21 protein-coding genes and 3 pseudogenes are annotated in these 22,050 nt (G+C 65.5%); 19 read left to right on the top strand and 5 right to left on the bottom strand.

Features of this window, described 5'->3' with window-relative positions:
- Positions 1 to 172 precede the first annotated feature (172 nt).
- The gene (locus ACQVLG_RS02680) at positions 173 to 853 is read left to right on the top strand and encodes a response regulator transcription factor (protein WP_474292745.1); all 681 of its coding nucleotides are present in this window, start codon (positions 173 to 175) and stop codon (positions 851 to 853) included.
- Positions 846 to 2,243: a sensor histidine kinase gene (locus ACQVLG_RS02675; protein ID WP_474295512.1), complete on the top strand. Its 1,398-nt coding sequence runs from the start codon at positions 846 to 848 to the stop codon at positions 2,241 to 2,243. Before ACQVLG_RS02680 ends, ACQVLG_RS02675 begins: the two co-directional genes overlap by 8 nt.
- On the opposite strand, the gene ACQVLG_RS02670 is transcribed toward ACQVLG_RS02675, so the two are convergent.
- The 4 genes from ACQVLG_RS02670 to ACQVLG_RS02655 all read right to left on the bottom strand — a co-directional run bounded on the left by ACQVLG_RS02670 (position 2,235) and on the right by ACQVLG_RS02655 (position 7,706).
- Positions 2,235 to 2,543 carry a hypothetical protein gene (locus tag ACQVLG_RS02670; RefSeq protein WP_230539947.1) on the bottom strand — a complete coding sequence of 103 codons (309 nt, stop codon included), beginning with the start codon at positions 2,541 to 2,543 and terminating at the stop codon, positions 2,235 to 2,237. The two genes, ACQVLG_RS02675 and ACQVLG_RS02670, sit on opposite strands and share 9 nt — an antisense overlap.
- 2 nt (positions 2,544 to 2,545) lie before the next feature.
- The gene (locus tag ACQVLG_RS02665) at positions 2,546 to 3,265 is read right to left on the bottom strand and encodes an MgtC/SapB family protein (RefSeq protein WP_205412515.1); all 720 of its coding nucleotides are present in this window, start codon (positions 3,263 to 3,265) and stop codon (positions 2,546 to 2,548) included.
- A gap of 361 nt (positions 3,266 to 3,626) precedes the next feature.
- Positions 3,627 to 6,749: an efflux RND transporter permease subunit gene (locus ACQVLG_RS02660; RefSeq protein WP_474292744.1), complete on the bottom strand. Its 3,123-nt coding sequence runs from the start codon at positions 6,747 to 6,749 to the stop codon at positions 3,627 to 3,629.
- A gap of 3 nt (positions 6,750 to 6,752) precedes the next feature.
- Positions 6,753 to 7,706: an efflux RND transporter periplasmic adaptor subunit gene (locus tag ACQVLG_RS02655; RefSeq protein WP_474292742.1), complete on the bottom strand. Its 954-nt coding sequence runs from the start codon at positions 7,704 to 7,706 to the stop codon at positions 6,753 to 6,755.
- Here ACQVLG_RS02655 and ACQVLG_RS02650 point away from each other — a divergent pair.
- The 3 genes from ACQVLG_RS02650 (at position 7,687) to ACQVLG_RS02640 (ending at position 10,887) form a co-directional block, all read left to right on the top strand.
- Complete coding sequence (locus tag ACQVLG_RS02650) at positions 7,687 to 8,151, top strand: hypothetical protein (protein WP_474292740.1); 465 nt, start codon at positions 7,687 to 7,689, stop codon at positions 8,149 to 8,151. The two genes, ACQVLG_RS02655 and ACQVLG_RS02650, sit on opposite strands and share 20 nt — an antisense overlap.
- A 217-nt stretch (positions 8,152 to 8,368) precedes the next feature.
- Positions 8,369 to 10,324, top strand: coding sequence for a sensor domain-containing protein (locus tag ACQVLG_RS02645; RefSeq protein WP_474292739.1), 1,956 nt, complete (start codon positions 8,369 to 8,371; stop codon positions 10,322 to 10,324).
- Entirely contained in the window at positions 10,246 to 10,887 is a 642-nt protein-coding gene (locus tag ACQVLG_RS02640; RefSeq protein WP_474292738.1) for an EAL domain-containing protein, read from the top strand. Before ACQVLG_RS02645 ends, ACQVLG_RS02640 begins: the two co-directional genes overlap by 79 nt.
- On the opposite strand, the gene ACQVLG_RS02635 is transcribed toward ACQVLG_RS02640, so the two are convergent.
- The gene (locus ACQVLG_RS02635; RefSeq protein ID WP_474292737.1) at positions 10,884 to 11,846 is read right to left on the bottom strand and encodes an endonuclease/exonuclease/phosphatase family protein; all 963 of its coding nucleotides are present in this window, start codon (positions 11,844 to 11,846) and stop codon (positions 10,884 to 10,886) included. The genes ACQVLG_RS02640 and ACQVLG_RS02635 overlap by 4 nt on opposite strands.
- A 37-nt stretch (positions 11,847 to 11,883) precedes the next feature.
- On the opposite strand from ACQVLG_RS02635, the gene ybaK reads away from it, so the two are divergent.
- From ybaK to ACQVLG_RS02565, 14 genes and pseudogenes are all read left to right on the top strand, one after another.
- On the top strand, positions 11,884 to 12,375 hold the full coding sequence (ybaK, locus tag ACQVLG_RS02630; RefSeq protein ID WP_474292735.1) for a Cys-tRNA(Pro) deacylase: 492 nt from the start codon (positions 11,884 to 11,886) through the stop codon (positions 12,373 to 12,375).
- Between the two features lie 97 nt (positions 12,376 to 12,472).
- Positions 12,473 to 13,117 carry a glycerol-3-phosphate 1-O-acyltransferase PlsY gene (gene plsY, locus ACQVLG_RS02625; protein ID WP_289945846.1) on the top strand — a complete coding sequence of 215 codons (645 nt, stop codon included), beginning with the start codon at positions 12,473 to 12,475 and terminating at the stop codon, positions 13,115 to 13,117.
- A gap of 91 nt (positions 13,118 to 13,208) precedes the next feature.
- Positions 13,209 to 13,876: pseudogene (locus tag ACQVLG_RS02620) on the top strand (DsbA family oxidoreductase).
- Positions 13,877 to 13,946: 70 nt separating this feature from the next.
- A complete protein-coding gene (locus ACQVLG_RS02615) occupies positions 13,947 to 14,237 on the top strand; it encodes a DUF427 domain-containing protein (RefSeq protein WP_230539940.1) in 291 nt (96 codons plus the stop codon).
- Between the two features lie 43 nt (positions 14,238 to 14,280).
- Complete coding sequence (locus ACQVLG_RS02610; protein ID WP_474292733.1) at positions 14,281 to 15,252, top strand: DUF2157 domain-containing protein; 972 nt, start codon at positions 14,281 to 14,283, stop codon at positions 15,250 to 15,252.
- Positions 15,236 to 16,293 (top strand): annotated as a pseudogene (locus ACQVLG_RS02605) (DUF4401 domain-containing protein); the annotation flags it as partial. The gene ACQVLG_RS02610 and the pseudogene ACQVLG_RS02605, both read left to right, overlap by 17 nt.
- A 57-nt stretch (positions 16,294 to 16,350) precedes the next feature.
- Positions 16,351 to 16,896, top strand: coding sequence for a GDYXXLXY domain-containing protein (locus tag ACQVLG_RS02600; protein WP_474295510.1), 546 nt, complete (start codon positions 16,351 to 16,353; stop codon positions 16,894 to 16,896).
- A gap of 41 nt (positions 16,897 to 16,937) precedes the next feature.
- Positions 16,938 to 17,357 (top strand): metal-dependent hydrolase, encoded by a 420-nt coding sequence (locus tag ACQVLG_RS02595; RefSeq protein WP_474292731.1) that lies wholly within the window; start codon positions 16,938 to 16,940, stop codon positions 17,355 to 17,357.
- The gene (locus tag ACQVLG_RS02590) at positions 17,248 to 18,174 is read left to right on the top strand and encodes a metal-dependent hydrolase (RefSeq protein ID WP_474292729.1); all 927 of its coding nucleotides are present in this window, start codon (positions 17,248 to 17,250) and stop codon (positions 18,172 to 18,174) included. The genes ACQVLG_RS02595 and ACQVLG_RS02590 overlap by 110 nt, the downstream gene beginning before the upstream one ends.
- 220 nt (positions 18,175 to 18,394) lie before the next feature.
- Positions 18,395 to 19,401, top strand: a pseudogene (locus ACQVLG_RS02585) (cation:proton antiporter domain-containing protein); the annotation flags it as partial.
- An 18-nt stretch (positions 19,402 to 19,419) separates the two neighbouring features.
- On the top strand, positions 19,420 to 20,043 hold the full coding sequence (locus tag ACQVLG_RS02580) for an NAD-binding protein (RefSeq protein ID WP_474295509.1): 624 nt from the start codon (positions 19,420 to 19,422) through the stop codon (positions 20,041 to 20,043).
- A gap of 69 nt (positions 20,044 to 20,112) precedes the next feature.
- Entirely contained in the window at positions 20,113 to 21,021 is a 909-nt protein-coding gene (locus ACQVLG_RS02575) for an ion transporter (protein WP_474292727.1), read from the top strand.
- Positions 21,022 to 21,058: 37 nt separating this feature from the next.
- Positions 21,059 to 21,256 (top strand): hypothetical protein, encoded by a 198-nt coding sequence (locus ACQVLG_RS02570; RefSeq protein WP_474292726.1) that lies wholly within the window; start codon positions 21,059 to 21,061, stop codon positions 21,254 to 21,256.
- Positions 21,226 to 22,044, top strand: a complete 819-nt coding sequence (locus tag ACQVLG_RS02565; protein WP_474295507.1) for a 3-oxoacyl-[acyl-carrier-protein] synthase III C-terminal domain-containing protein — start codon at positions 21,226 to 21,228, stop codon at positions 22,042 to 22,044. The genes ACQVLG_RS02570 and ACQVLG_RS02565 overlap by 31 nt, the downstream gene beginning before the upstream one ends.
- The last annotated feature ends 6 nt before the right edge of the window (positions 22,045 to 22,050 follow it).

Here is a 22,050-nt window from a genome sequence, read left to right as displayed (position 1 = left end):
GGGCGGTCAGAGGGGAGCGCGGGCAGCGGTATGACAGCGCCGGAAAAGCATAGCAATGTGCTCCTGAAGAAGCGCCCAAGAACGCCTGAATCATTCTTCAGGTTCGGTGTGCGCACGGTGCGGCGCGGTAAAATGCCAGCATGGAAAACAAGGCGCGAGGCGAAAGGCAGGCATGAGAATCCTCCTGGTGGAAGACGACCGCAAGGCGGCGCGCCTGCTGGCGCGTGGCTTGCAGGAAGAGGGCTTTGTCGTCGACGTGGCGCACAGCGCGGAAGAGGGCGAGGACGAAAGCTACGCCGTCGACTACGACGTGATCGTGCTGGACTGGATGTTGCCGGGCAAGCAGGGCATCGATTTTTGCCGCGATTTGCGCGCGCGCGGCATCCAGACGCCCGTGCTGATGCTCACGGCGCGCGACGCCACGGCCGACCGGGTGGCGGGCCTGAACACGGGCGCCGACGATTACCTGACCAAACCGTTCGAATTCGAGGAACTGCTGGCGCGCATCCGCGCCTTGCTGCGCCGCTCCGACATCAGCCGCCCGCTGGTCCTGGCGCTGGCCGACCTGACGCTCGATCCCGTCAGCCACCAGGCGACGCGTGCCGGCGCGCCGCTGGTGCTGACACCCAAGGAATACGCGATTCTGTTGATCCTGCTGCGCCAGGCGGGCGAAGTGGTCAGCCGCGCGCGCCTGGCCGAGCAGATCTGGCAGGCGGACCTGATCGGCATCGACAACCTGATCGACGTCCACGTGCGCAACCTGCGGGGCAAGGTCGATGCGCCGGGCTTGCCGCCGTTGATCCACACGGTGCGCGGACGCGGCTTCCGCCTGGCGGAAAACCATGATGGCTAGCTTTCGCAAGCGATTGCTGCTGGTGCACCTGGCCGTCATCCTCGCCATCGTCGCCTGCACGGCGCTGGCCGGCTACTGGGGCTTGTCGCGCGCCGTGCATGGCCAGCTCGATGCGGCGCTGCTGGCGCTGGCCGAGACGGAAATGGCCATGCTGCCGGCCGCGCCGCGCCAGCCCGTGCAGGTGCACGAGGTGGCGCCGGGCCTGGCGCCACCGTCGTTGACGCGGCTGGACCGCCTGGTGCAGATCATCGATGGCGAGGGGCGCGTGCTGGCGCGCAGCCGCAACCTGGAGGCGGCGCAGCTGCCGGCGCCGGCAGCCCTGCTGGCGCGCCTGGCGGCTGGCGAGACCGTCTTCGAGACCCTGCCCAAGTTCGGCGAGGAGCCGCTGCGCATGGTCTCGATTCCCGTGCCCTCGTCCGGTTCGCGCCTGGCGGTGCAGGTGGCCGGTTCGCTCGACGACACGAATCACGTGCTGGCCGCGGCCACCGTGCTGTTTGGCGCCATGGCGCTGGCCTTGCTGGCGGCCGTGGGGCTGGCCGGCGAAATGCTCACGCGCCGCGTGCTGGGCGCCATCGACGACGTGGTGGACCAGGCGCATTCGATCGGCGAGGCCAGCCTGCACCAGCGCCTGCCCCATCCCGGCACGCAGGATGAAATCGGCCGCCTGGTCGATACCCTGAACGCCATGCTGGACCGCCTGGAACACGGCTACGATGCGCAGCGCCGCTTCACGGCCGACGCCTCGCATGAATTGCGCTCGCCCCTGTCGCGCCTGCGCACGGAAATCGAAATCACCCTGCGCCGTCCGCGCGAAGCGCCCGAGTATGTCGATGCGCTGGCGTCCTGCCTCGATGAAGTGCAGCGCCTGACGACCCTGGTGGAAGAATTGCTGATGCTCACGCGCCTGGACGTGGGGCAGGAGCGCAATGCCGTGGAAACCATCGCGCTCAACCCGCTCGTGCGGGCGGCCGCGCAGCGGCTGGAAAAGACGGCGGCGCAGCGCGGCATCCGCATCGTCTTCGATGACAGCGTGGCCGTGCAGGCCAAGGTGGCGGCCGGCCCCGTGGACCTGGTGCTGGCCAATCTGCTCGATAACGCCGTGAAGTTTTCGCCGCCCGGAAGCAGCATCACCGTGCACGTGGCGCGCGAGGGCGAACATGCCCTGGTCGGCGTGGCGGACGCGGGGCCGGGCATCGGCGTGGAAGACTTGCCGCATCTGTTCGAGCGTTTTTACCGGGGCGCCCAGGCGCGCGCGGGCGAGGCGCCCGGTTTCGGCCTAGGCCTGGCCCTGTCGCAGGCCATCGTGCACGCGTATGGCGGGCGCATCGAGGCATGCAACCGCCCGCAAGGCGGCGCGCTGTTCACCATGCGCCTGCCGGCCTCAGAGTGAAGGGGCGACGCCTTCCCAGCGCACCTGCCGCACTTGCGGCCAGGCGCCAGCGCGGTTGACGAAGCGCACCAGCACGGCGCGCTGCACGGCCTGGCACAGCACCGTGGCGATCAGCCGCACCACTTGCCTAGCCGCGTCCCAGCTGCGCAGCATCTGCGACGGCGCCAGGCCCGCGCCTTGCAGTTCGGCCAGCAGCAGGCGCACCACGTGGTCGGCTTGCGCCGCCGGGCAGGTGACGGTCAGGCGGTAGGTGGCCACGACGGGGCCGCGCCGGGCAAACCAATGGAAGAATTTTTTCATCATCATACTCCCCGTTCGGCGACAAATTCCGCGTTGTTCACGAGCGCCCAGCGCACGGCCGAAACGCTGCCTTCCAGGCTGACCTGGCTGACGATCTGCTCCAGCAATCCCAGGCTGGACAAGGGCGTGAGCAGGTCGGCCCGCACTTCGATGCGCCCGGCGTGCGCCGCATCCTCGCTGTGCAAGGATTGCAGCATCAGGGCCGGCATGCCGCTGATCAGGCGCAGCATCAGCTTGCGCACCTGGACTTCCTGCTCCGCCTCGCACACGGCCGTCACGCGGTAGATGCTTTCCGTCTCGATGCCCGCTTCGCTGCCGTGGGCGTTGATGCGTTGCGCCAGGTGGCGCAGCACCAGGTTGGCGATCAGCACGAACCCTGTGCCGATGGCCGCTTCCAGCGCAAACCCCAGGCCGCACAGGATGCCGATGGCGGCCGAGCACCACAGGGTGGCGGCCGTGTTCAGGCCGCGCACCGTCATGCCTTCTCGCATGATGACGCCGGCACCGAGAAAACCGATGCCCGACACCACCTGCGCGGCGATGCGCATATGGCCAGAGGCATCGCCTTCGAGCACGGAAACCATCACGAACAGCGAGGCGCCGACGGACACCAGCGCGTTCGTGCGCAGGCCCGCCATGCGCTGGCGCAGCTGGCGTTCGGCGCCGATCATGGCGCCCAGGGTCAATGCTGCGGCAACGCGCAGCGCAAAATCAAATACCACCATCAGTTTCTCCCGGCTGGGGAGGAACAGGCGAGTGCAAGGGCGAAGACAATCCGCCCGCAAGGGGGCAGCAGACGATCACGGTGGAACGATGAGGGGGAAGTGGCGGCGAGAGAGTACTGCCGCTGGTAAAACCGCACCTTGCCGAGGGCAGGGCGGGCGGAATGCGCGCGTCTTGCCTAAGGCTGATCGCCGATGGTCAATCGACTACTGTCACTGGAACAAGCACCCACGAGTCACTCCATATCATTGATAACGGGGACAGTCTAGCCAGTGGGGCCGCTTTGGTCAACTGAAGCTCTCTTCAGGAAGCCGCCGCGTCGTCCCCGCCAATGCGGGGACGGTGAAGGCGACCGGTCAATCAGTGGGCGTGTGCTTTGCCGTCGTCGGTGGATTCGGCATGCGCATGCTCGCCGCCGCCAAAGAAACGCGCGGCGCGCTTGCCCAGGCTGTCGAGGTAGGTGTAGGCGACGGGCACCACCACCAGGGTGAGCAAGGTCGAGGTGATCACGCCGCCGATGACGGCGCGGCCCATCGGCGCCTGCGATTCGCCGCCGTCGCCCATGCCGATGGCCATCGGCAGCATGCCGAAGACCATCGCCAGGGTCGTCATCAGGATGGGGCGCAAGCGTACTTGCCCCGCTTCCATCAGCGCCTCGAACTGCCCCAGGCCTTCGCGCTGGCGCTGGTTGGTGAAGTCGACCAGCAGGATCGCATTCTTGGTGACCAGGCCCATGAGCATGATGAAGCCGATCACGGAGAAGATGTTCAGGGTACTGCCCGTGATCAGGAGGGCCAGCAGCACGCCGATCAGGGACAGCGGCAGCGACACCATGATGGCGATCGGCTGCAAGAAGCTGCCGAACTGCGATGCCAGCACCAGGTAGATGAAGATCACGGCGATCCCCAGCGCCATCATCGCGCCGCCCATGGTTTCGGCCATCTGCTGCGCATTGCCGGCCACGTCGAAGCGCACGCCGGGCGGCAGGTCGATGGACTTGATGGCCTTCTGCACGTCGGCGTCGACGTCGCCGGCAGGGCGGCCCTGCGTGCCTGCATAGATGGCGACCCGGCGCTGCAAGGCCTGGCGTTTGAGCACCTGCGGGCTCGATGACGGTACGAAGTCGACCACCTGGCGCAGCGGAATCATGACGGGCTTGCCGTTTGCGTCAAGCTTGCTGGACGCCAGCGACAGGTCGGCCAGGTCGGCCACTTTCTGGCGGCCCGATTTCGGCAGCTGCACGTTGACGTCGTAGTTTTGCCCGTCGGACGCCAGCCAGTGGCTGACCGTGTCGCCCGCCACGAACGGCCGCAGGGCATTGCCGATCTGCTGCACCGACAGTCCCAGGTCGCTGGCCAGCTCGTTGTTGATCTTCACGGTGGTCGACGGATTGGCGCCTTCCTGGCTGTATTCCATGTCGGCCAGGCCCTTGATGTTGCGCATCTTGTCCATCAGGGTGTGCGCCACGGCATCGAGCTTGCCTTCGTCCGTACCGAGGATGGCGATGAAGATGGGGCGCTGGCCGACGGACAGGGTGATGCCGGCAATCGGCGCCAGGCGTTCGCGGATCAGCTTTTCCAGTTCCTGCTGCGAGCGGCGCTTGTGCGTCTTGATGTCCGTCAGCTTCAGGTTCACGTCGGCCGCATTGCGTCCATCCTGGGTGCCCACGTTGGCCACCAGGCTGTCGATCTCGGGAAATTCCTTCAGCGCCGTTTCGATCTGGCGCACCTTGGAATCCGTGTATTCGAGGCTGGAGCCGACGGGCGTCTTGAAGCGCAGGTTGACCCAGCCCTGGTCCGTTTCCGGGAACATCTCGCCGCCGATCATCGGCACGAGCATCAGGCTGCCCGCGAACAGGGCCACGGCCGTGGCCAGCGTGGTCTTGCGCCAGCGCAAGGCGACAGCCAGCACCTTGCCGTACCATACGTGCAGGCGGTCGATGCCCGTCTCGATCCAGGCCATGAAGCGGCCCAGCCACGGCGCGTACTTGAAGCGGTTCTTGACGGGATCGCGCCAGACGGACGACAGCATGGGGTCGAGCGTGAAGCTGACGAACAGCGATACCAGCACGGCGACGGCCACGGTGATGCCGAACTGCAGGAAGAAGCGGCCGATGATGCCGTCCATGAAGGCGACGGGCACGAACACGGCGACGATGGCGAACGTGGTGGCCATCACGGCCAGGCCGATTTCATTGGTGCCGTCGTTGGCCGCCTTGTAGTGGTTCTTGCCCATGCCCAGGTGACGCACGATGTTTTCGCGCACCACGATGGCGTCGTCGATCAACAGGCCGATGCACAGCGACAGCGCCATCAGGGTCAAAAAGTTCAGGGTGAAGCCGAAGGCCTTCATGGCGATGAAGCTGGCCAGCACGGAGATCGGCAAGGTCAAGCCCGTGATGATGGTCGAGCGCCACGAGTGCAGGAGGAACAGGAAGACGATCACCATGGTCAGCACGGCGCCTTCGATGATGGTGCGCTTGACGTTATTGAGCTGGCTTTGCACGCGTTCCGACTCGTCATCGAGCACGCGCAGGGTGATATCGGGCGGCAGGCTCTTTTGCAGGTCCGCCGCCACTTTCAGGATGCCGGTGCCCACTTCGACCACGTTGGCGTCCTGCACCTTGGTGATTTCCATGGTCACGGCTTGCTGGCCGTTCATGCGCGAAATCGACAGTTCTTCCTGCTCGCCGTCGACGACGGTGGCCACCTGGTCCAGGTAGACGGGGCCGACGGCGCGGCGCGCGACGATGATCTTGCCGAATTCGCGCGCATCCTTGATCTTGCCTTCCACGCGCACCAGCTGTTCGGCCGCGCCATGGCTGATGGAGCCGGCCGGCAGATTGGTATTCGTCGCCTGGATGGCGCGGATCACTTCATCGACGCCGATGCCCTGGGCATTGAGTTCGATCGGTTTCATGCTGATGAGGATCTGGCGCGCGCGCAGGCCGCGCAGCTTGACTTGCCCCACGCCGGCCACGCCCTGGAAACGCTTGCTGATGATCTGCTCCGTCATGGTCGACAGCGAGCGCAGGTCATGCCCGGTCGAGGTCAGCACGATGGTGGCGATGGGGCGCTCGTTGTCGCCCTCGGCACGGGCGATGAACGGGTCCTTGGCTTCCTTCGGGAAGCGCGGGCGCACCAGGGCCACCTTGTCGCGCAAGTCCTGCATGGCCTTGTCCATGTTGGTCGACAGCTCGAATTCCAGGTAGACGCCGGCGCGTCCTTCCCACGAGTTGGCGCGGATGGTCTTGATGCCGCTGACGGTATTGACGGCGTCCTCGATGGGGCGCGTGATGTCGTTTTCCACGGCTTCGGGCGAGGCGCCCGGGTAGTTCACTTCGATGGCGGCGAACGGAAATTGCACGCTGGGCATGCTCTCCACGCCCAGGCCCCGGTAGGAGAAGATGCCCAGCACCACCAGCGCCACCATGACCATGGTGGCGAAGACGGGGTTTTGAATACTGACTTTGGTCATCCACATGGCTTAATCCTTCCGTGCCAGCACGGCCGCCGGCGCGGCGGGTGTCGCTGATTGCGCGGCGAAGGTCACGCCGTGGCCCGGTTTCACGCCATCGAGTCTGGCGATGATGACTTTCGCGCCCGGCACCAGGCCGGACTTGACCTCGGCATAGCCTTCATCCTCGTTGCGCAAGCCCAGGGTGACGGGCTGGGCGACCACCTTGTTGCCCACCAGCGCATACACGACGGGGCCCTGCTTTTCGTTGCGCACGGCCGTCAGCGGCACCAGCGGCGCGACGATTGATCGCTCGGTGACGATGCTGCCCTTGGCGAACATGCCGCCGCGCAGCGCGCCATCGCCATTGTCGACGGCGATGTAGACGAGCATGGCGCGCGAGCCGCTCTCGGTGGTGGGGTTGATGCGCGTGACCTTGCCGGCAAAGTCGCGCGCGCCGAAGCCGTCGACCTTGAAGTGCACGTCCTGGCCCAGCTTGATGCGGGGGATTTCCGCGCTGGGCACGGGTGCTTCCAGGGTCAGCTGGGCCAGGTTGACGATGGTGTAGACGGGCATGTCGGGCGCGACTTTTTCGCCCGCCTGCAGATGGCGCTTGCTGACGATGCCGGCCATCGGCGCGCGGATCACCGTGTCGGCCAGCGCGATGCGGGCGATGTCGACCATGGCGGCGGCGGACTTGACGCTGGCGCGCGCCAGGTCGACGGAATTCTGTGTCGTGTCGTAGGCCGTTTGCGAAATGTATTTTTGCTTGAGCAGCGCCTGGCTGTTCGCCTCGTTCTTGGCCGCCATGGACAGGCGCGCCTGCGCTTCGTCGAGCATGGCTTGCTGCTGCGTCAGGCGGGCGCGCTGGTCTGCCGCGTCGAGGCGCACGAGGATTTGCCCGTTGGCCACTTGCTGGCCTTCCTGCAAGGTCGTTTCCTGGATCACGCCGGAAACCTTGGCCTTGATGGTGGCCTGGGTCACGGGGCACGGGCGCCAAGGAGCCGGACAAGGGCAGGCTGATTGCCAGCGCGCGCGCATCGATGGCGGCCACGTCGCCCTGCGCCAGTTCATGCACGGGCGTCTTTTCCTGCTCTTTCTTCTTGCTGGCTTGCTGTTCGGCAGCCTTGGCTGCTTGTTGCTTCGACTGCATCACGGTCCAGCCGCCGCCGGCCAGGCCCAGCACGACGAGGATCAGGACGGGCATGCGCCAGCGCCGGCGGCGCGTGGCGGCAAGAGGGGAGGCGGGGGGCAGGGTCTCGTTTTTCATAGGTTTTTTCAGGAGCGGCGCAGGGTTTCGGCGCCAGGTCTCGGTGTGGCCGGCCTGCGGCGGGCCGGGAGGAATTCGGGTAGCGCATCACCGTGGCGGCCGCAGACAGCACGCCTGCCGCTGCGGCCGTTCACGGCGATGCGCATGTTGCCACTTTAGGAAGATTCAAGTCCGGCCGCCATCGCCGTGCGACAGATTGCACAAAATCGGGGCTGGAATGCAGAAAACGGCGACTGAAGACCGATACGGCATGCAACGATGGTTGAGCATCCTCAATGAGCCGATTCGCCGGCGCGCAAGAATGGCAGTGATGGTTGCGCCACCGGACGGGCCGCTCGGTCGCCGGTTGCGGTGTGGCCGCGCCACGGGGGGCCTGATGTCAGACCGGATTGCCGCAGCCGCCCCGTCGCCGGGCCGTTTGCTTGCCGCCGCGCCGGATGCAGGACCGGCCGCCAGGGCGCTCGACTTGCTGTCCATCATCGTCGCTGCCGTCGAACAGGCGCCTGGCCTGGCCGTGCGCGGCATCGACCGCGACGGCATCGTGCGCTACTGGAGCTTTGGCGCGGCGCGCCTGTATGGCGTGCCGGCCGAACTGGCCCTGGGCCAGGCCTGGGCCGGCGTGGCCGCCGCCTTGCCGCAAGGCCAGGGCGGGTTCGACGACGGCCACGCGGAACTGGCGGCCGTGTGGGACAGCGGCAAGGCGCGCGGCATGCGCCTGTGGAAGCTCGATGCCGACGGCGCCGCGCCGCGCTGCATCTGTTCCACCGTGTTTCCTGTCATGCAGTCCGGCAGCGTGCGGCAAGTGGTCTGCATCGATGTCGACATCACGGCCAGCGGCCAGGATGGCGCCGCGCAGGGCGCCTTGTTGCTGATGGGCGACAATTTCCGCCAGTTGTACGACAAGTCCGCCGACGCCATCGTGCTGCTGCGTGACGAGCATATCGCCGAGGCGAATCCGGCCGCCATTGCCCTGTTTCAATGCGAAGACCGGCCGCGGCTGCTGGGGCGCCGCCTCAGCGATTTTTCACCGTTGCGCCAGCCCGATGGCCAATTGTCCTCGTTGCGCGGCACGCAGATGGCGGCGCAGGCGCACGCGGACGGCAATTGCCGCTATGACTGGCGCTACCAGACGTGCCTGGGGGAACTGTTCTGGGGCGAAGTGCTGCTCACCTCCGTCACGCTCGACCATACCTATCTGTTTTACGCCGTGATCCGCGATATTTCTTCCCGTAAATTGGCGGAGCAGGCGTGGCACCTGTCGGCGCAGGTGGTGGAGCACGCACGCGAGGCCATCGTCGTGCTGGACCCGCAGCAGCGCGTCGTCAGCATGAATCCCGCGTACAGCGAGATCAGCGGCTACAGCCTGGACGACATGCTGGGCAAGCACTTCATCCTGCACGGCATGGAGCCGGACACGCCGGCATTTTTCGACCCCGTGTGGGATGAAGTCGATGCGAATGGCTATTGGCAAGGCGATATCGTGGGCCAGCGCAAGGCGGGCGGGCGTTATCCGGCCTGGCTGTCGCTGACGGCCATCCGCGACCCGCAGGGGCAATTGAGCAATTACCTGGCCATCCTCAGCGATATCAGCGAGCGCAAGAAGAACGAGGAGCACACGCGCCACCTGGCCGAGCACGATTTCCTCACCGACTTGCCGAACCGGGTGCTGCTGCTGGACCGGCTGTCGCTGGCGCTGGCGGCGGCGCGGCGCAAGCTGAGCATGCTGGCCATTCTGTACCTGGATCTCGATCACTTCAAGCACATCAATGACAGCATGGGCCACCACGTGGGCGACTTGCTGCTCAAGGAGGTGGCGCGGCGCCTGGTGCGCTGCGTGCGCGGCGTCGACACGGTCAGCCGGCATGGGGGCGACGAGTTCGTCATCATCCTGGCCGAGGTGGGCGGCATCGACCAGGCGGCCCATGTGGCGGCCAGCCTGCTGCATGCCGTCACGCAGGTGTACCAGCTGGGCGGCTACGAGCTGCAGGTGTCGGCGTCGATCGGCGTGGCCATCTTTCCCAGCGATGGAGATAATATCGAGAGTCTCGTGCACAACGCCGACATCGCCATGTACCACGCCAAGGAAAGCGGGCGTAACAATTTCCAGTTTTTCAATGCCGAAATGAATGCGCAAATCGTCGAGCGGGCCAGCCTGGAGCACGGCTTGCGCGAAGCGCTGGGGCGCGATGAATTCGTGCTCGAGTTCCAGCCGCGCTGGACGTTGCCAGCGGGCAAATCGTCGGCGCCGAAGCCTTGTTGCGCTGGCGCCACCCGCAACTGGGACTCTTGCCGCCCGAGCGCTTCATCGCCGTGGCCGAGGAGTGCGGCTTGATGGTGTCGATTGGCAACTGGGTACTGCGCCACGCCTGCCTGCGCGCACGCGCCTGGCACGATGCGGGCCATGCCTGGAGGGTGGCCGTGAACCTGTCGCCGGCGCAATGCCTGCACAACAACTTATTGCTCAGCGTGCAAGAGGCGCTGGCCATGTCGGGCTTGCCTGCCGGCTGCCTGGAACTGGAAGTGACGGAGTCCTTGCTGATGAAGGGTGGCGCGCGCCTGGCCGGCGTGCTGGCGCAGCTGCGCGCGCTGGGCGCCAGGCTGGCCATCGACGACTTCGGCACCGGCTATTCGCGCCTGGCCAATCTGCGCCATTACCCGGTGGATAAACTCAAGATCGACCCATCCTTCCTGCCCCCGCGGGCAGGCGAGTCCGACACGGCCGTCGCCGCCACCATCATCGCCATGGCGCGCGAGCTGCAATTGACGGTGATCGCGGAAGGCGTGGAAACGGCGCAGCAGCTCGCGTATCTGCGGGCGCAGGGTTGCCAGCAATACCAGGGGCGCTTTGCCAGCGCGCAAGTGGCGGGCAGTGTTCTGGCGAAGTTATTGAATTAGTTAATGTTTCCCAGCAGCTTGATGCGCATCAAGACCTGGCCATGGTCGGAGGCATGCGGCAGGCCCAGCAGCAAATGGTCGTTCAGGTAGTTCACATCGAGCACGGCGCCGATGGCGCGCGGCGAGGCGGGGTGGAAATGCTCGGACACGAGGATGTGGTCGATCGTCATGTAGGCGCTGTCGTGGATATTCGTGTAGCCCGCATGGCGCGCCGCATCCTGGCGCAGGGCGATGGCGTTGGCGTCGTACAGGCGCGCGCGCATTTCCATGCCCGGTTCGCACGGCGCGCCCGCGCCCATGACGATGGACGTGGTGACGGCATTGGCGATGTCGTTGAAGTCGCCCAGCACGATGCGGGGACGGCCGCTGTGGCCCAGTTCGCTTGCCAGCACGCGCAGGGCCACCGCTTCCGCGCCGCGCCGCTGCAGCGAGCGCAGGTTGGCCAGCGCGTAGGCGATGGCGTCGTTGCCGTCGCCATGGCGGTAGTCGGGCCGGCGCGATTTCAGATGCACGACGACCACGTCGGTGAGTTGTCCTCCCGGCAAGAGCAGCTGCACGTGCAGCGGTGCGCGGGCGAAGCGGCAGGCATTGTCGTCGGCGGACGCGCTCACGCCGGCCGGAAAATCCGTCCAGGCAACACCGGCGCCCGCCAGCGGCAAACGCGACACGAGCGCCACCGTGGGCAGCATGCGTCCAGCAATATCCGTCGCATCGTAGCCGGCCAGGGTGGCTTCGCGGTAATGTCGCGTGCGCGACAGCACGTCGCGCAGGGCCGCTTGCGAGAAAATTTCCTGGAAAGCGATCACGTCCGCGTCGAGCAGGTCGATCTGCCGCGCCGTCCATTCCGCCTTGGCTGCGTATTGCGCGGGGCTCAACGGTTCCAGGTTGTCATACAATTTTGCCCCGGCGGGGGCAAGGTTGCAGACATTGAAGGTGGCAAAGCGGATTTCTTGCTGCATAATTAGGACTCCTCACTGAACGATCAGCGTATCACGCATGGCTAAAAAAGAGCATATTTCCGAAACCCAGGCGACGCAGCTGCTGCGCAAGCATCAAGTTTCCTTCGAAGAACACCCGTATCCGTATGAAGAACACGGCGGCACCAGCGTCTCGGCGCGCGAGCTGGGGGTGCCGGAACATTCGGTGATCAAGACCCTGGTGATGCAGGACGAGGCGGCCAAGCCGCTGATCGTGCTCATGCATGGCGATTGCAAGGTATCGACCAAGAACCTGGCGCGCGGCATCGGCTGCAAATCCGTCGAACCGTGCAAGCCCGAAGTGGCGCAGCGCCATTCCGGCTACATGATCGGCGGCACGTCGCCGTTCGGCACGAAGAAGGCCATGCCCGTCTACGTGGAAGCGTCGGTCCTGGAATTGCCGCGCATCTACATCAATGGCGGACGGCGCGGTTTCCTCGTCTCGCTGGCGCCGCAGGTCTTGCTCGACTTGCTCAAGGCCAAGCCGGTGCAGTGCGCGCTGCAGGATTAAGAAAACCAGACGCCACCCTGTCCGTAGGCTGGACGCTGGTGTATATTCTGCTGCGCCAGCCCCGATGCTGGTGCAATAAACACAATAAAGGGAAGAAATGAATCCAGTAATCACAACCGTGGCAATGACAGTGGCCGCTTACTTGCTCGGCTCGATATCGTTTGCCGTGGTGATGAGCAAGGTCTACGGCATTGCCGATCCGCGCACCTATGGCTCGAAGAATCCGGGCGCCACCAACGTGCTGCGCAGCGGCAACAAGGGCGCTGCCATCATGACGCTGCTCGGCGATGGCGCCAAGGGCTGGCTGGCCGTGTTCCTGGCCGACCATTTTGCCAGCGCGCTGGGCGTGGGCGACACGGCCGTGGCCCTGGTCGCCATCGCCGTCTTCCTCGGCCATCTGTGGCCCGTGTTTTTCCGCTTCGTCGGCGGCAAGGGCGTGGCCACGGCCCTCGGTGTGTTGCTGGGCATCAATCCCTGGCTGGGTCTGGCGACCCTGGCTACCTGGCTGATCATTGCCTATGCGTTCCGCTATTCCTCGCTGGCAGCCCTGGTGGCGGCCCTGTTCGCGCCGTTTTACTATGGCTTGCTGTTCGGCGTCGATCCCATCTTGCTGGCCGTCATCGTCATGAGCGTGCTGCTGGCGTATCGCCACAGCCAGAATATCGCGAACTTGCTCTCTGGCAAGGAAAGCAAAATCGGCGGCAAGAAGGATGGGGCCAAGGCGCCCGTCAAGAAAAAGTAAGCGCTTGATTTCCCGCGGCCCGCACGCATATGCTGTGCTTGCGGCGCGCGCGCGCGGCGCCGCCCGACCCGACGCGCAAAGGCTGCCCACCATGAGTTCCACTCCCGCCACCCCCATTCCCCTCCGTATCGATTTCGTTTCCGACGTTTCCTGCCCCTGGTGCGTGATCGGCCTGAAATCGCTGGAGCAGGCGCTGGACAAGCTGGACGGCACCGTCCAGGCCGAGATTCACTTCCAGCCCTTCGAGCTGAACGCGAACATGCCGCCCGAAGGCGAGGATATCGGCGAACACATCGCCCGCAAATACGGTTCCACCCCGGAACAGATGGCGCAGTCGCGCGAAGCGATCCGCGCGCGCGGCGAGCAGCTGGGCTTTACGTTTGCCATGGACAAGCGCGGCCGCATCTACAACACGTTTGATGCGCACCGATTGCTGCACTGGGCCGGAATCGAAGGGCGCCAGAAAGCATTGAAAATGGCGCTGTTCGATGCCTATTTCACGCAAGGCCAGAACCCGTCTTCGCACGAGATGCTGCTGAAAGTCGCGGGCGACGTGGGCCTCGATACCGCGAAAAAGCGGCCGAGGTGCTGGCCTCCGATGCGTATGCGGACGAGGTGCGCGCGCAGGAGCGCTTCTACCAGCAGAACGGCATCAATTCCGTGCCCGCCGTCATCATCAACGAGCGCCACCTGATTTCCGGCGGCCAGCCGCCCGAAGTGTTTGAGCAAGCCTTGCGCCAGATCATCAGCGGCGCTTAGGTCGGGCGCCAATGGCGCGCGCCATGGCGGACTTTTTGCGCTACACTCGGCGCAGAAGGAGGATAGTCAAATGCCAACAGCCAGCTGGAATGGCGCCGTCATCGCGCAAGCCACCGATGCGCAGGTGCAAGTCGTTGAAAACAATGTATATTTTCCTTTGTCGGCGGTGACGCAGGCCTATCTGCGTCCCAGCAGCCACACCAGCATTTGCCCATGGAAGGGCACGGCCAGCTATTACGACCTCGTCGTCGATGGCCAGACGAATGCCAACGCGGCCTGGTTTTACCCCCAGCCCAAGGATGCCGCCAAGCAAATTGCCGGCCACGTCGCCTTCTGGCGCGGCGTCAGCGTCGAGCGCTGACCCGACTCCCCGATTTCCCCACCATTCCCACAGAAAGCAGACGATGGATCTACGCCTCGCCGTGTATCAGCTCGCCTCGGCCCATGCGCTCGATGCCCAACAAACCCGGCAGTTGCAGGAAGTGGCCGGCTTCCAGCGCGAACCGGCGCGCCTGGCCTACTGGCTGCCGCGCGGCGTGGCCGTGCTGGGCGCCGCGCTGCTGGGCATGGGCCTGATTTTCTGGGTCGCCGCCAATTGGGAAGACCTGGGCCGCATGGGCCGCTTTGCCCTGCTGCAAGGCGTGCTGGCTGCCGCCTGCATGGGCGCGTTTGCCGTGCCCAAGGCGAGAGTCCCCTTGCTGCTGCTGGCCTTGCTGGCCATCGGCGGCCTGTTCGCGTATTTCGGCCAGACCTACCAGACGGGCGCCGATCCGTGGCAGCTGTTCGCCCTGTGGGCCGTGCTGGCCTTGCCCCTGTGTTTAGTCGCGCGCAGCGACGTGCTGTGGACGCCATGGATGCTGATCTTTTCGACGGCCGTCCCCCTGTGGATGCAGGCGCATGCGCGCCACAGCTGGCGCATCGATTCAAGCGATCTGTCCATTTTCGTCGGCGGCTGGCTGGCCATGCTGGCCGCGTGTGCGTTCGTGTCGCCTTTGCTGGCGCGCTGGACGGGCGCCGGTGTCTGGTCCTTGCGCCTGGGGCTGGTACTCGCCACCCACCTTATCGCTGGCACGGCTGTTACCGGCCTGTTCGGCAGCGAGGTCGGTTCGCCGTACTGGGCGGGTCTGGGCTTGCTGGCCGTCGCTGGCGTCCTGCTGGCCACGCGCCGCTACTTTGACGTATTTGGCCTGAGTGCCGTGGCGCTGGGCATCAACGCCCTGCTGGTGGGCGGCCTGGCGCGTGCCTTGCTTAGCGGGGGGGGCGATGGTGTCGGCAAGCTGGTCATGCTGGGCTTGCTGGCTGCCGTGCTGCTGGCGCTGACGTGCAAGGCATTTTGTGGCGCACGCGCCAGGAGGCGGCATGAGCAATATCAATAGCCAACGAGCCGATGCGCTCGCCACCCTGATCGATGACGCCACGCGCGCCGGCCTGCTGCCGCCCGACGCCGCCCGTCCCGTGCAGGATGTCCGGCCGTGGCCGCTGGTGCTGATGACGGCCTTCGGCGCCTGGCTGGCCGCCATTCCCCTGATGATTGCGCTGGGCGTGGGCCTGGAAAGCGTCGTGCGCCACGGCCCCGGCGCGTATGTCGTGGCCGCCATCGTGCTGGTGGTGGCCGTGCTGCTGATCCGCACGCGCGGCGTGGCGCTGTTTCTCGAACAGCTGGCCGTGCCCTGCCTGCTGGTGGGCGGCGGTTTGCTCGGCTACGCCTTGTACCGCGACTATTCCACGCAGACGGCGTCGCTGCTGCTGTGCCTGGCAACCCTGGTGGTGGCCGCCGCCTTGCCGCGCGACTGGCTGCGCGTGCTGCTGGGGCTGGTCGCTTGCGGCTTGCTGGGGTTGGGCATCATCGACAGCACGCGCGACTGGATATTCGACAACGATCCGACGCAGCTGTATCTGGCCTGGATGCTGGCCCTGGCTTGCTGGCTGGGCGTCCACTGGCTGCAAAAGCAGGCCTTCAACGATGGCCGCGGCGCACCCGTCGCCGCCTTCCTGGAATCGCTGTCGACGGGGTGGGTTCTGGCCATCTTGCTGGGGCTGGTCTTCTGGTCCGGCATGACCTTCATGCTGGGCGGTGCCTTGGGCGGCGGCTTCACGGGCGACGTGGCGCGCGAAGTGGCCCGGCACCAGGCCGGCGCCTGGTATGCGCAAGCATTGAATGGCGTCTCGCTCGTGCTGGCCACGGCGGGGGCCGCCTGGACGGGCTGGCGCTGGCCGGCGCTGCGCCAGCTGCCTGCCATCGGCGTGGCGCTGGTGCTGGTCGTGCTGGCGTGGTTCATGCCGGCGCTGGGCCCCGTGCTGCTGATCCTCGCGTATGCGTGACGAGCGGGCGCTCGCGCGTGGCCGTGGCGGCCGCGCTGGCGGCGGCGTGGATCATCGGCAGCTTTTATTACCAGCTGGCCTGGCCGCTGGCCAGCAAGGCGGCGCTGCTGGCCGTGGCCGGCGCGCTGCTGTGCGCCCTGTCGTGGCTGGCCATGCGCGGCGCCGTGCTGCACCTGGTGGAAAGCAAACCGGCGGGCGTGGTTGCGCAAGGCCGCCATGTCCGCCTGGGCGTGCTGGGAGGCATGCTGCTGGTGTTGCTGGTCGCCAATGGCGGCATTTGGCAAAAAGAGCAGCTGATCGCCAAGGGGCAAGCGATCTTCGTGGCGCTGGAACCCGTCGATCCCCGCTCGCTGATGCAGGGCGACTACATGCGCCTCAATTTCGTCAACCTGGGCGTCCTGTCCACTTTGGCCAGCGTGGAGCGGGCGCCAGGCCGGCCCCTCGTCGTGGCCAGGCGCGATGCACGGGGCGTGGCCGAACTGCTGCGTCCGTACACCAAGGAGGCGCTGGCGCCCGGCGAATTCCTGCTCGAGCTGACGCCGAAGGATGGCAACTGGGTGCTGGTCAGCGATGCCTGGTTCTTCAAGGAAGGCGAGGCGGCGCGCTGGGAAAAGGCCCGTTACGGCGAGTTCCGCGTGCTGCCCGATGGCCGCGCCTTGCTGGTGGGCATGCGTGGCCCGGAGCTGGAGAAGCTGTAGCGCGGAACCACTCCTGGGCGGGCATCCTGTAAAATTGCCCGATGGATAATATTACGCATTCGGTCATCGGCCTCGGGGTCGGCGAACTGGTACACCGCAGCCTGCCGCCCGAGCCGCAAGCCCCCGCCCAGCGCACCCGGCGTGCGCTGTTTCTGTTTACGGCCTGGTTCGCCAGCAACGCGCCCGACCTGGACCTGGTGCTGACCAGGCTGCTGCCGCGCCCCTTCGGCTACATGCTGCACCACCGGGGCCACACGCATACCTTGCTGCTGGCCTTGCCGCAGGCGCTGCTGCTTGCTGGCCCTGCTGTGGCTGCTGTGGCCCGGCGCACGGCGCTTGCTGAAGGAAAGCGTGCCCGCCCGCATCGGCCTGGCGGCTTGTCTGCTGCTGGGATTCTGCTTGCACATGGGCATGGATTTCCTCAATTCCTATGGATTGCACCCGTTTTACCCGTTCAATAGCCGCTGGCTGTATGGCGACATGGTCTTCATCGTCGAGCCCATGTTCTGGGTGCTGCTGGGCGTGCCCGTGATCATGTCCTTGCGCTACGGCATCGTCAAAAGCGTGCTGCTGGCAGGGCTGGCGGCGGCCCTGTGCTTCTTCACCTATAAAACCTATCTGGCGCCCGCTTCGCTGGCCGTCTTGCTGGGGCTGGGCGTGGTGCTGGCCGTGCTGCAAGGACGGGCCGGCGAGCGGGGGCGCGGACCGCTGCTGCTGGCCTTTGCGCTGGCGGCCACGTTCATCGGCACGCAGGGCGTGGCGTCGGCCATCGGCCGCAGCCGCATCGAGGCGGCCGCCGTGCAGCGGCTGGACCCGGGCACGCGCGTGTGGGACGTGGCGATGACGGCGTTTCCCAGCAACCCGCTGTGCTGGATTTACGTTTCGCTCGACAGCAAGACGGACGTGTACACCCTGCGGCGCGGCACCCTGAGCCTGCTGCCCGCCTCGCTGGCGCCCGCCGCCTGCCCGGCCGGCCTGGCGGAAACGGGCAAGCAAGGGCAGCAACTGGCGCCCGGCATCGCCGTGTCGGCACAGGCGGCCGGCAGCCTGGCCGCCTTGCGCGCCTTGCAGGAAGACAATTGCTATGTGGACGCCTGGTTCCGCTTTGCCCGCATGCCCAGATTGAATGCGGACAAGCTGACGGACGTGCGCTTCAATCCCGGCATGCTGCCCAATTTCACGACCGTGGAACTGCAGCAGTTCCGCAGCCGCCCGTGTCCCGCCTACGTGCCGGGCTGGGACCGCCCCCGCGCGGACATGCTGGCGCCGCCGAAATAGGGTGCCGGGAGCGAATATATTGCCTTGCGGCAAAAATATCGGGTGTGCACTGACTTCGCTGCGGCAGTGCATGCGACAATTATCAATTCGACATAGATGTCATTAAGTTAGGATTATCTTGGAAGAGCAACACGCCTTACCGTATTTGCGGGAAACCCTGCTGTTTCTCGCCCTGGCCGGGATTTTTATTCCGCTATTGCAACGCCTGAAGGTCAATCAGGTGCTCGGCTTCCTCGCCGTCGGCTGCCTGTTCGGCCCGTTCGGCTTCGGCCTGTGGGCGGGCGACTTCACGTGGCTGACGTATTTCTCGTTCGTGCGCGCCGAGCAGGTCAGCGGCCTGGCCGAGCTGGGCGTGATGTTTTTGATGTTCATGATCGGCCTGGAACTGTCGACGGAACGGCTGTGGGCGCTGCGGCGCTGGGTATTCGGCGCGGGCGTGGGGCAGGTGGCCGTCAGCGCCTGCCTGATCGGCGGCGTCGCGTATTACTTTGGTCTGTCGCTGGAAGCGTCCATCGTGCTGGCCTGGTGCTGTCGCTGTCGTCCACGGCCGTCGTGATGCAGTTGCTGACGGACCAGCGCTCCCTGCAGACGCCGGCCGGCCAGGCGGGCTTTTCCATCCTGATGTTCCAGGATCTGATGGTGGTGCCGCTGTTTATCCTGATCGACGTGTTCGCCAGCGGGCGCAGCGACGACCTGGCCTACCTGCTCAGCTTTGCGGCCGTGAAATCGGCGGGCGCCATCCTGCTGATCTATCTGCTGGGGCGCCGCGTGATTCGTCCCCTGTTCCAGTTTTTCGTCAAGAAACGCCAGCCCGACGTGTTCATGGCCTTGACCCTGCTCAGCACCCTGGGCATCGCGGGATTGACGTACCTGGCGGGCCTGTCGATGGCGCTGGGGGCCTTGCTGGCGGGCTTGCTGCTGGCGGAAACGGAATTTCGCCATGAAGTGGAAGTGACGATCGAGCCGTTCAAGGGCTTGCTGATGGGCTTGTTCTTCATGTCGGTGGGCATGCAGATCGACGTGCGCGAAATCCTCAAGTCGCCAATTTTGATTCCCTTGGCCGTGCTGAGCCTGTTTGCGGTAAAAACCCTGGTCATCAGCGTGATTTTCCGCCTCGGCGGCTTTCACTGGGGGCGCGCCGTGGAAACGGGCGTGCTGCTGGGGCAGGGCGGCGAATTCGCCTTCATCGTCGTCGCATATGCGCTGGGCACGAAATTGATCGGCCCGCAGGTGGCGCAGTTCGTCATGCTGGTGGTGGGCCTGAGCCTGTTTGCCACGCCGGCGCTGGCCAAGGCGGCGCGTGCCTTCGGCAACTGGTGGGAAAAGCGCCACCATCATCAACTGGCCGACCTGGCGCACGGCGCGCCGCCGCCGCAGGGCAGCACCGTCATCATCGCCGGTTTCGGCCGGGTGGGGCAGTTGCTGGCCAAGGTGCTGACGGAGCAGGATATCGCGTATGTGGCGATTGAAAACGATGCACGGCTGGTGACGACCCTGCATCCGCGCGGCTTTCCCGTGTATTTCGGCGATGCGTCGCGCGCGGAATTGTTGCAAAAGGTCAATGCGGACCGGGCCGCGGCCGTGGTGCTGACGATGGACCATGCGGCGTCCGTGCTGCACGCCGTGAAATCGATCCGCCGCGAATATCCGCTGCTGCCCGTGTATGCGCGGGCTCGCGACGAGGCGCATGCGGTGGCCCTGATACAGGCAGGCGCCACCCTCGTCGTGCCCGAGGCGCTGGAATCGGCGCTGCAGCTGACGGCCACCGTGCTGCACACGGTGGGCCTGTCGGAAGCGCGCACGACGGACATCGTGCAGGCCGAGCGCGACCGGCGCAATGCCGTGCTGCTGGCGAAGAAGCTGTCGTAACGCAACAGTGCGTGTGGCCGTGCTTTGTAAATTATCTATACAATAATAGTATATGAGCACATTACCCACATGAAAGCCGCGACGAAGAGCGGGGCGGCCCCGTTGACGCCGCAGCAAATTGCCGCGCAGGAAACGCAACAGAAATATGGCAAGCCCGAGCGGGGCTGGCGCGAGCAGGTGTACACCGTCATTTTCGAGGCGGAAACGCGCACGGGCCGCGCCTTCGACCTGCTGCTGATCGCCGCCATCCTGATCAGCGTGACGGTGGTCGTGCTCAGCAGTGTCGCCTCCGTGGCTGAGCGCTATGGCAGCTGGCTGACGGCGCTCGAATGGTTTTTCACCATTTTATTTACCATCGAATATTTCGCCCGCCTGGCGTGCCTGCAGCATCCGGTGCGCTACGCCAAGAGTTTTTTCGGCATTATCGACTTGCTGGCCATCGTGCCGACCTACATCGGCTTGCTGCTGCCGGGCGCGCACGTGCTGATCGACGTGCGGATTTTGCGCCTGCTGCGCATGTTCCGTATCCTCAAGCTCACGTCGTATGTGCATGAATACACGGTGCTGGGGCGGGCCTTGCTGGCCAGCCGGCGCAAGATCCTCATTTTCTTGTCTTTTGTCATGATGGTGGTCTTTCTGTTGGGTACTGTGATGTATGTCGTGGAAGGGCCGGAAAACGGTTACAGCAGTATCCCCACGTCGATTTACTGGGCCATCAGCACCATGACCACGGTCGGTTTCGGCGATATCACGCCGCGCACCGATATCGGGCGCACCATCGCTTCGCTGATGATGCTGCTCGGCTGGGGCATCCTGGCAGTGCCTACCGGCATTATCAGCGCCGAAATGACGGTACAGCGCAGTTCCAAGCTGGTCACCACGCGTACCTGTCCCACGTGCCTGAAAGAAGGGCTCGATGACGATGCCAATTTCTGCAAGAACTGCGGTGTCGCATTGCCGCCGCTGGCACGCGATTAATTCATAACCATATTTACTTTACTTTGTTAAGGCCAACATGATTCCAGTTCGCCTGATCGCGACGGGCAAGGCCGTGCCGTCGCTGAGCGTGACGTCCGCCAGCCTGGACCTGACTTTGGGCCACCCGGCCGGCTATACCCTGCGCAAAAGCGGCGTGCTGTCGCGCTTTCGTTTGTCGCCGCGCCCGATGAATCGCAAAGCCAGCTGGGCGCCGCCGCCCTGCTCGACGCGCTGAAGAATGCCAGCCTGCGTCCGGCCGACATCGATTTGCTGATCTGCGCCAACGGCGTGCCCGAGCAAGCGTTGCCGAACACGGCCTGCTTCGTGGCCGAACACGCGGGCTTGCCGCCAGGCACGCAAAGCTTCGACGTCAATGCCAGCTGCCTCAGCTTCATGGCCGCCTTCCGCGTGGCCGCCTCGATGCTGGCCGGCGGCGCCTACCGGCGCATCGCCATCGTCTCGTCCGACCTCGCTTCGCGCGGGGTCGACTGGAGCGAGCCGGAAGCGTCGATGATCTTTGGCGACGGCGCCGCAGCCGTCATCGTCGAGCGGGGCGACGGCAGCGCCGGCATCCGCGCCTACAAGATGGGCACGTATCCGGAAGGGCGGCGCTACTGCGAAATCCGCGGCGGCGGCACCGAGCGCAACCCGCGCAACGGCTGCGAACCGGGCGATTACCTGTTCCGCATGGATGGCAAGGCCGTGTTCCGCCTGGCCGTCAAGGTGATGCCGGATTTCCTCGCGGAACTAATGGCCGAATCGGGCGCGGGACTGGAAAAAGTCGACGTGGTCGTGCCGCACCAGGCCAGCCCGCTGGGGCTCGCGCATGCGGCGCGCATCCTTGACGTTCCCGATGCTAAAATCATCAAGATCTTTGAAACGCATGGCAACCAGGTGGCCGCGTCCCTGCCCACCGCCCTGCACGAGGCGGTAATGACGGGGCGGGCCGTGGCAGGCCAGCGTTTGCTGATGATGGGCACGGCTGCGGGCCTGACCATCGGCGGCATGATTCTTGACCTGTGAAGGTGG

Source organism: Janthinobacterium sp. TPC_1, from assembly GCF_056037845.1.
This window is presented reverse-complemented; position numbering and strand designations above follow the sequence as displayed.

Excerpts from the sequence above, each read along its gene's own strand:
- ACQVLG_RS02680 (WP_474292745.1), top strand. The coding sequence starts at position 173 with ATGAGAATCCTCCTGGTGGAAGACGACCGCAAGGCGGCGCGCCTGCTG.
- ACQVLG_RS02600 (WP_474295510.1), top strand. The coding sequence starts at position 16,351 with ATGCGCGGCGCCGTGCTGCACCTGGTGGAAAGCAAACCGGCGGGCGTG.
- ACQVLG_RS02580 (WP_474295509.1), top strand. The coding sequence starts at position 19,420 with ATGCTGGTGGTGGGCCTGAGCCTGTTTGCCACGCCGGCGCTGGCCAAG.
- ACQVLG_RS02660 (WP_474292744.1), bottom strand. The coding sequence starts at position 6,749 with ATGTGGATGACCAAAGTCAGTATTCAAAACCCCGTCTTCGCCACCATG.
- plsY (WP_289945846.1), top strand. The coding sequence starts at position 12,473 with ATGAATCCAGTAATCACAACCGTGGCAATGACAGTGGCCGCTTACTTG.
- ACQVLG_RS02595 (WP_474292731.1), top strand. The coding sequence starts at position 16,938 with ATGGATAATATTACGCATTCGGTCATCGGCCTCGGGGTCGGCGAACTG.
- ACQVLG_RS02575 (WP_474292727.1), top strand. The coding sequence starts at position 20,113 with ATGAAAGCCGCGACGAAGAGCGGGGCGGCCCCGTTGACGCCGCAGCAA.
- ybaK (WP_474292735.1), top strand. The coding sequence starts at position 11,884 with ATGGCTAAAAAAGAGCATATTTCCGAAACCCAGGCGACGCAGCTGCTG.
- ACQVLG_RS02570 (WP_474292726.1), top strand. The coding sequence starts at position 21,059 with ATGATTCCAGTTCGCCTGATCGCGACGGGCAAGGCCGTGCCGTCGCTG.
- ACQVLG_RS02645 (WP_474292739.1), top strand. The coding sequence starts at position 8,369 with ATGTCAGACCGGATTGCCGCAGCCGCCCCGTCGCCGGGCCGTTTGCTT.
- ACQVLG_RS02610 (WP_474292733.1), top strand. The coding sequence starts at position 14,281 with ATGGATCTACGCCTCGCCGTGTATCAGCTCGCCTCGGCCCATGCGCTC.
- ACQVLG_RS02675 (WP_474295512.1), top strand. The coding sequence starts at position 846 with ATGGCTAGCTTTCGCAAGCGATTGCTGCTGGTGCACCTGGCCGTCATC.
- ACQVLG_RS02615 (WP_230539940.1), top strand. The coding sequence starts at position 13,947 with ATGCCAACAGCCAGCTGGAATGGCGCCGTCATCGCGCAAGCCACCGAT.
- ACQVLG_RS02635 (WP_474292737.1), bottom strand. The coding sequence starts at position 11,846 with ATGCAGCAAGAAATCCGCTTTGCCACCTTCAATGTCTGCAACCTTGCC.
- ACQVLG_RS02670 (WP_230539947.1), bottom strand. The coding sequence starts at position 2,543 with ATGAAAAAATTCTTCCATTGGTTTGCCCGGCGCGGCCCCGTCGTGGCC.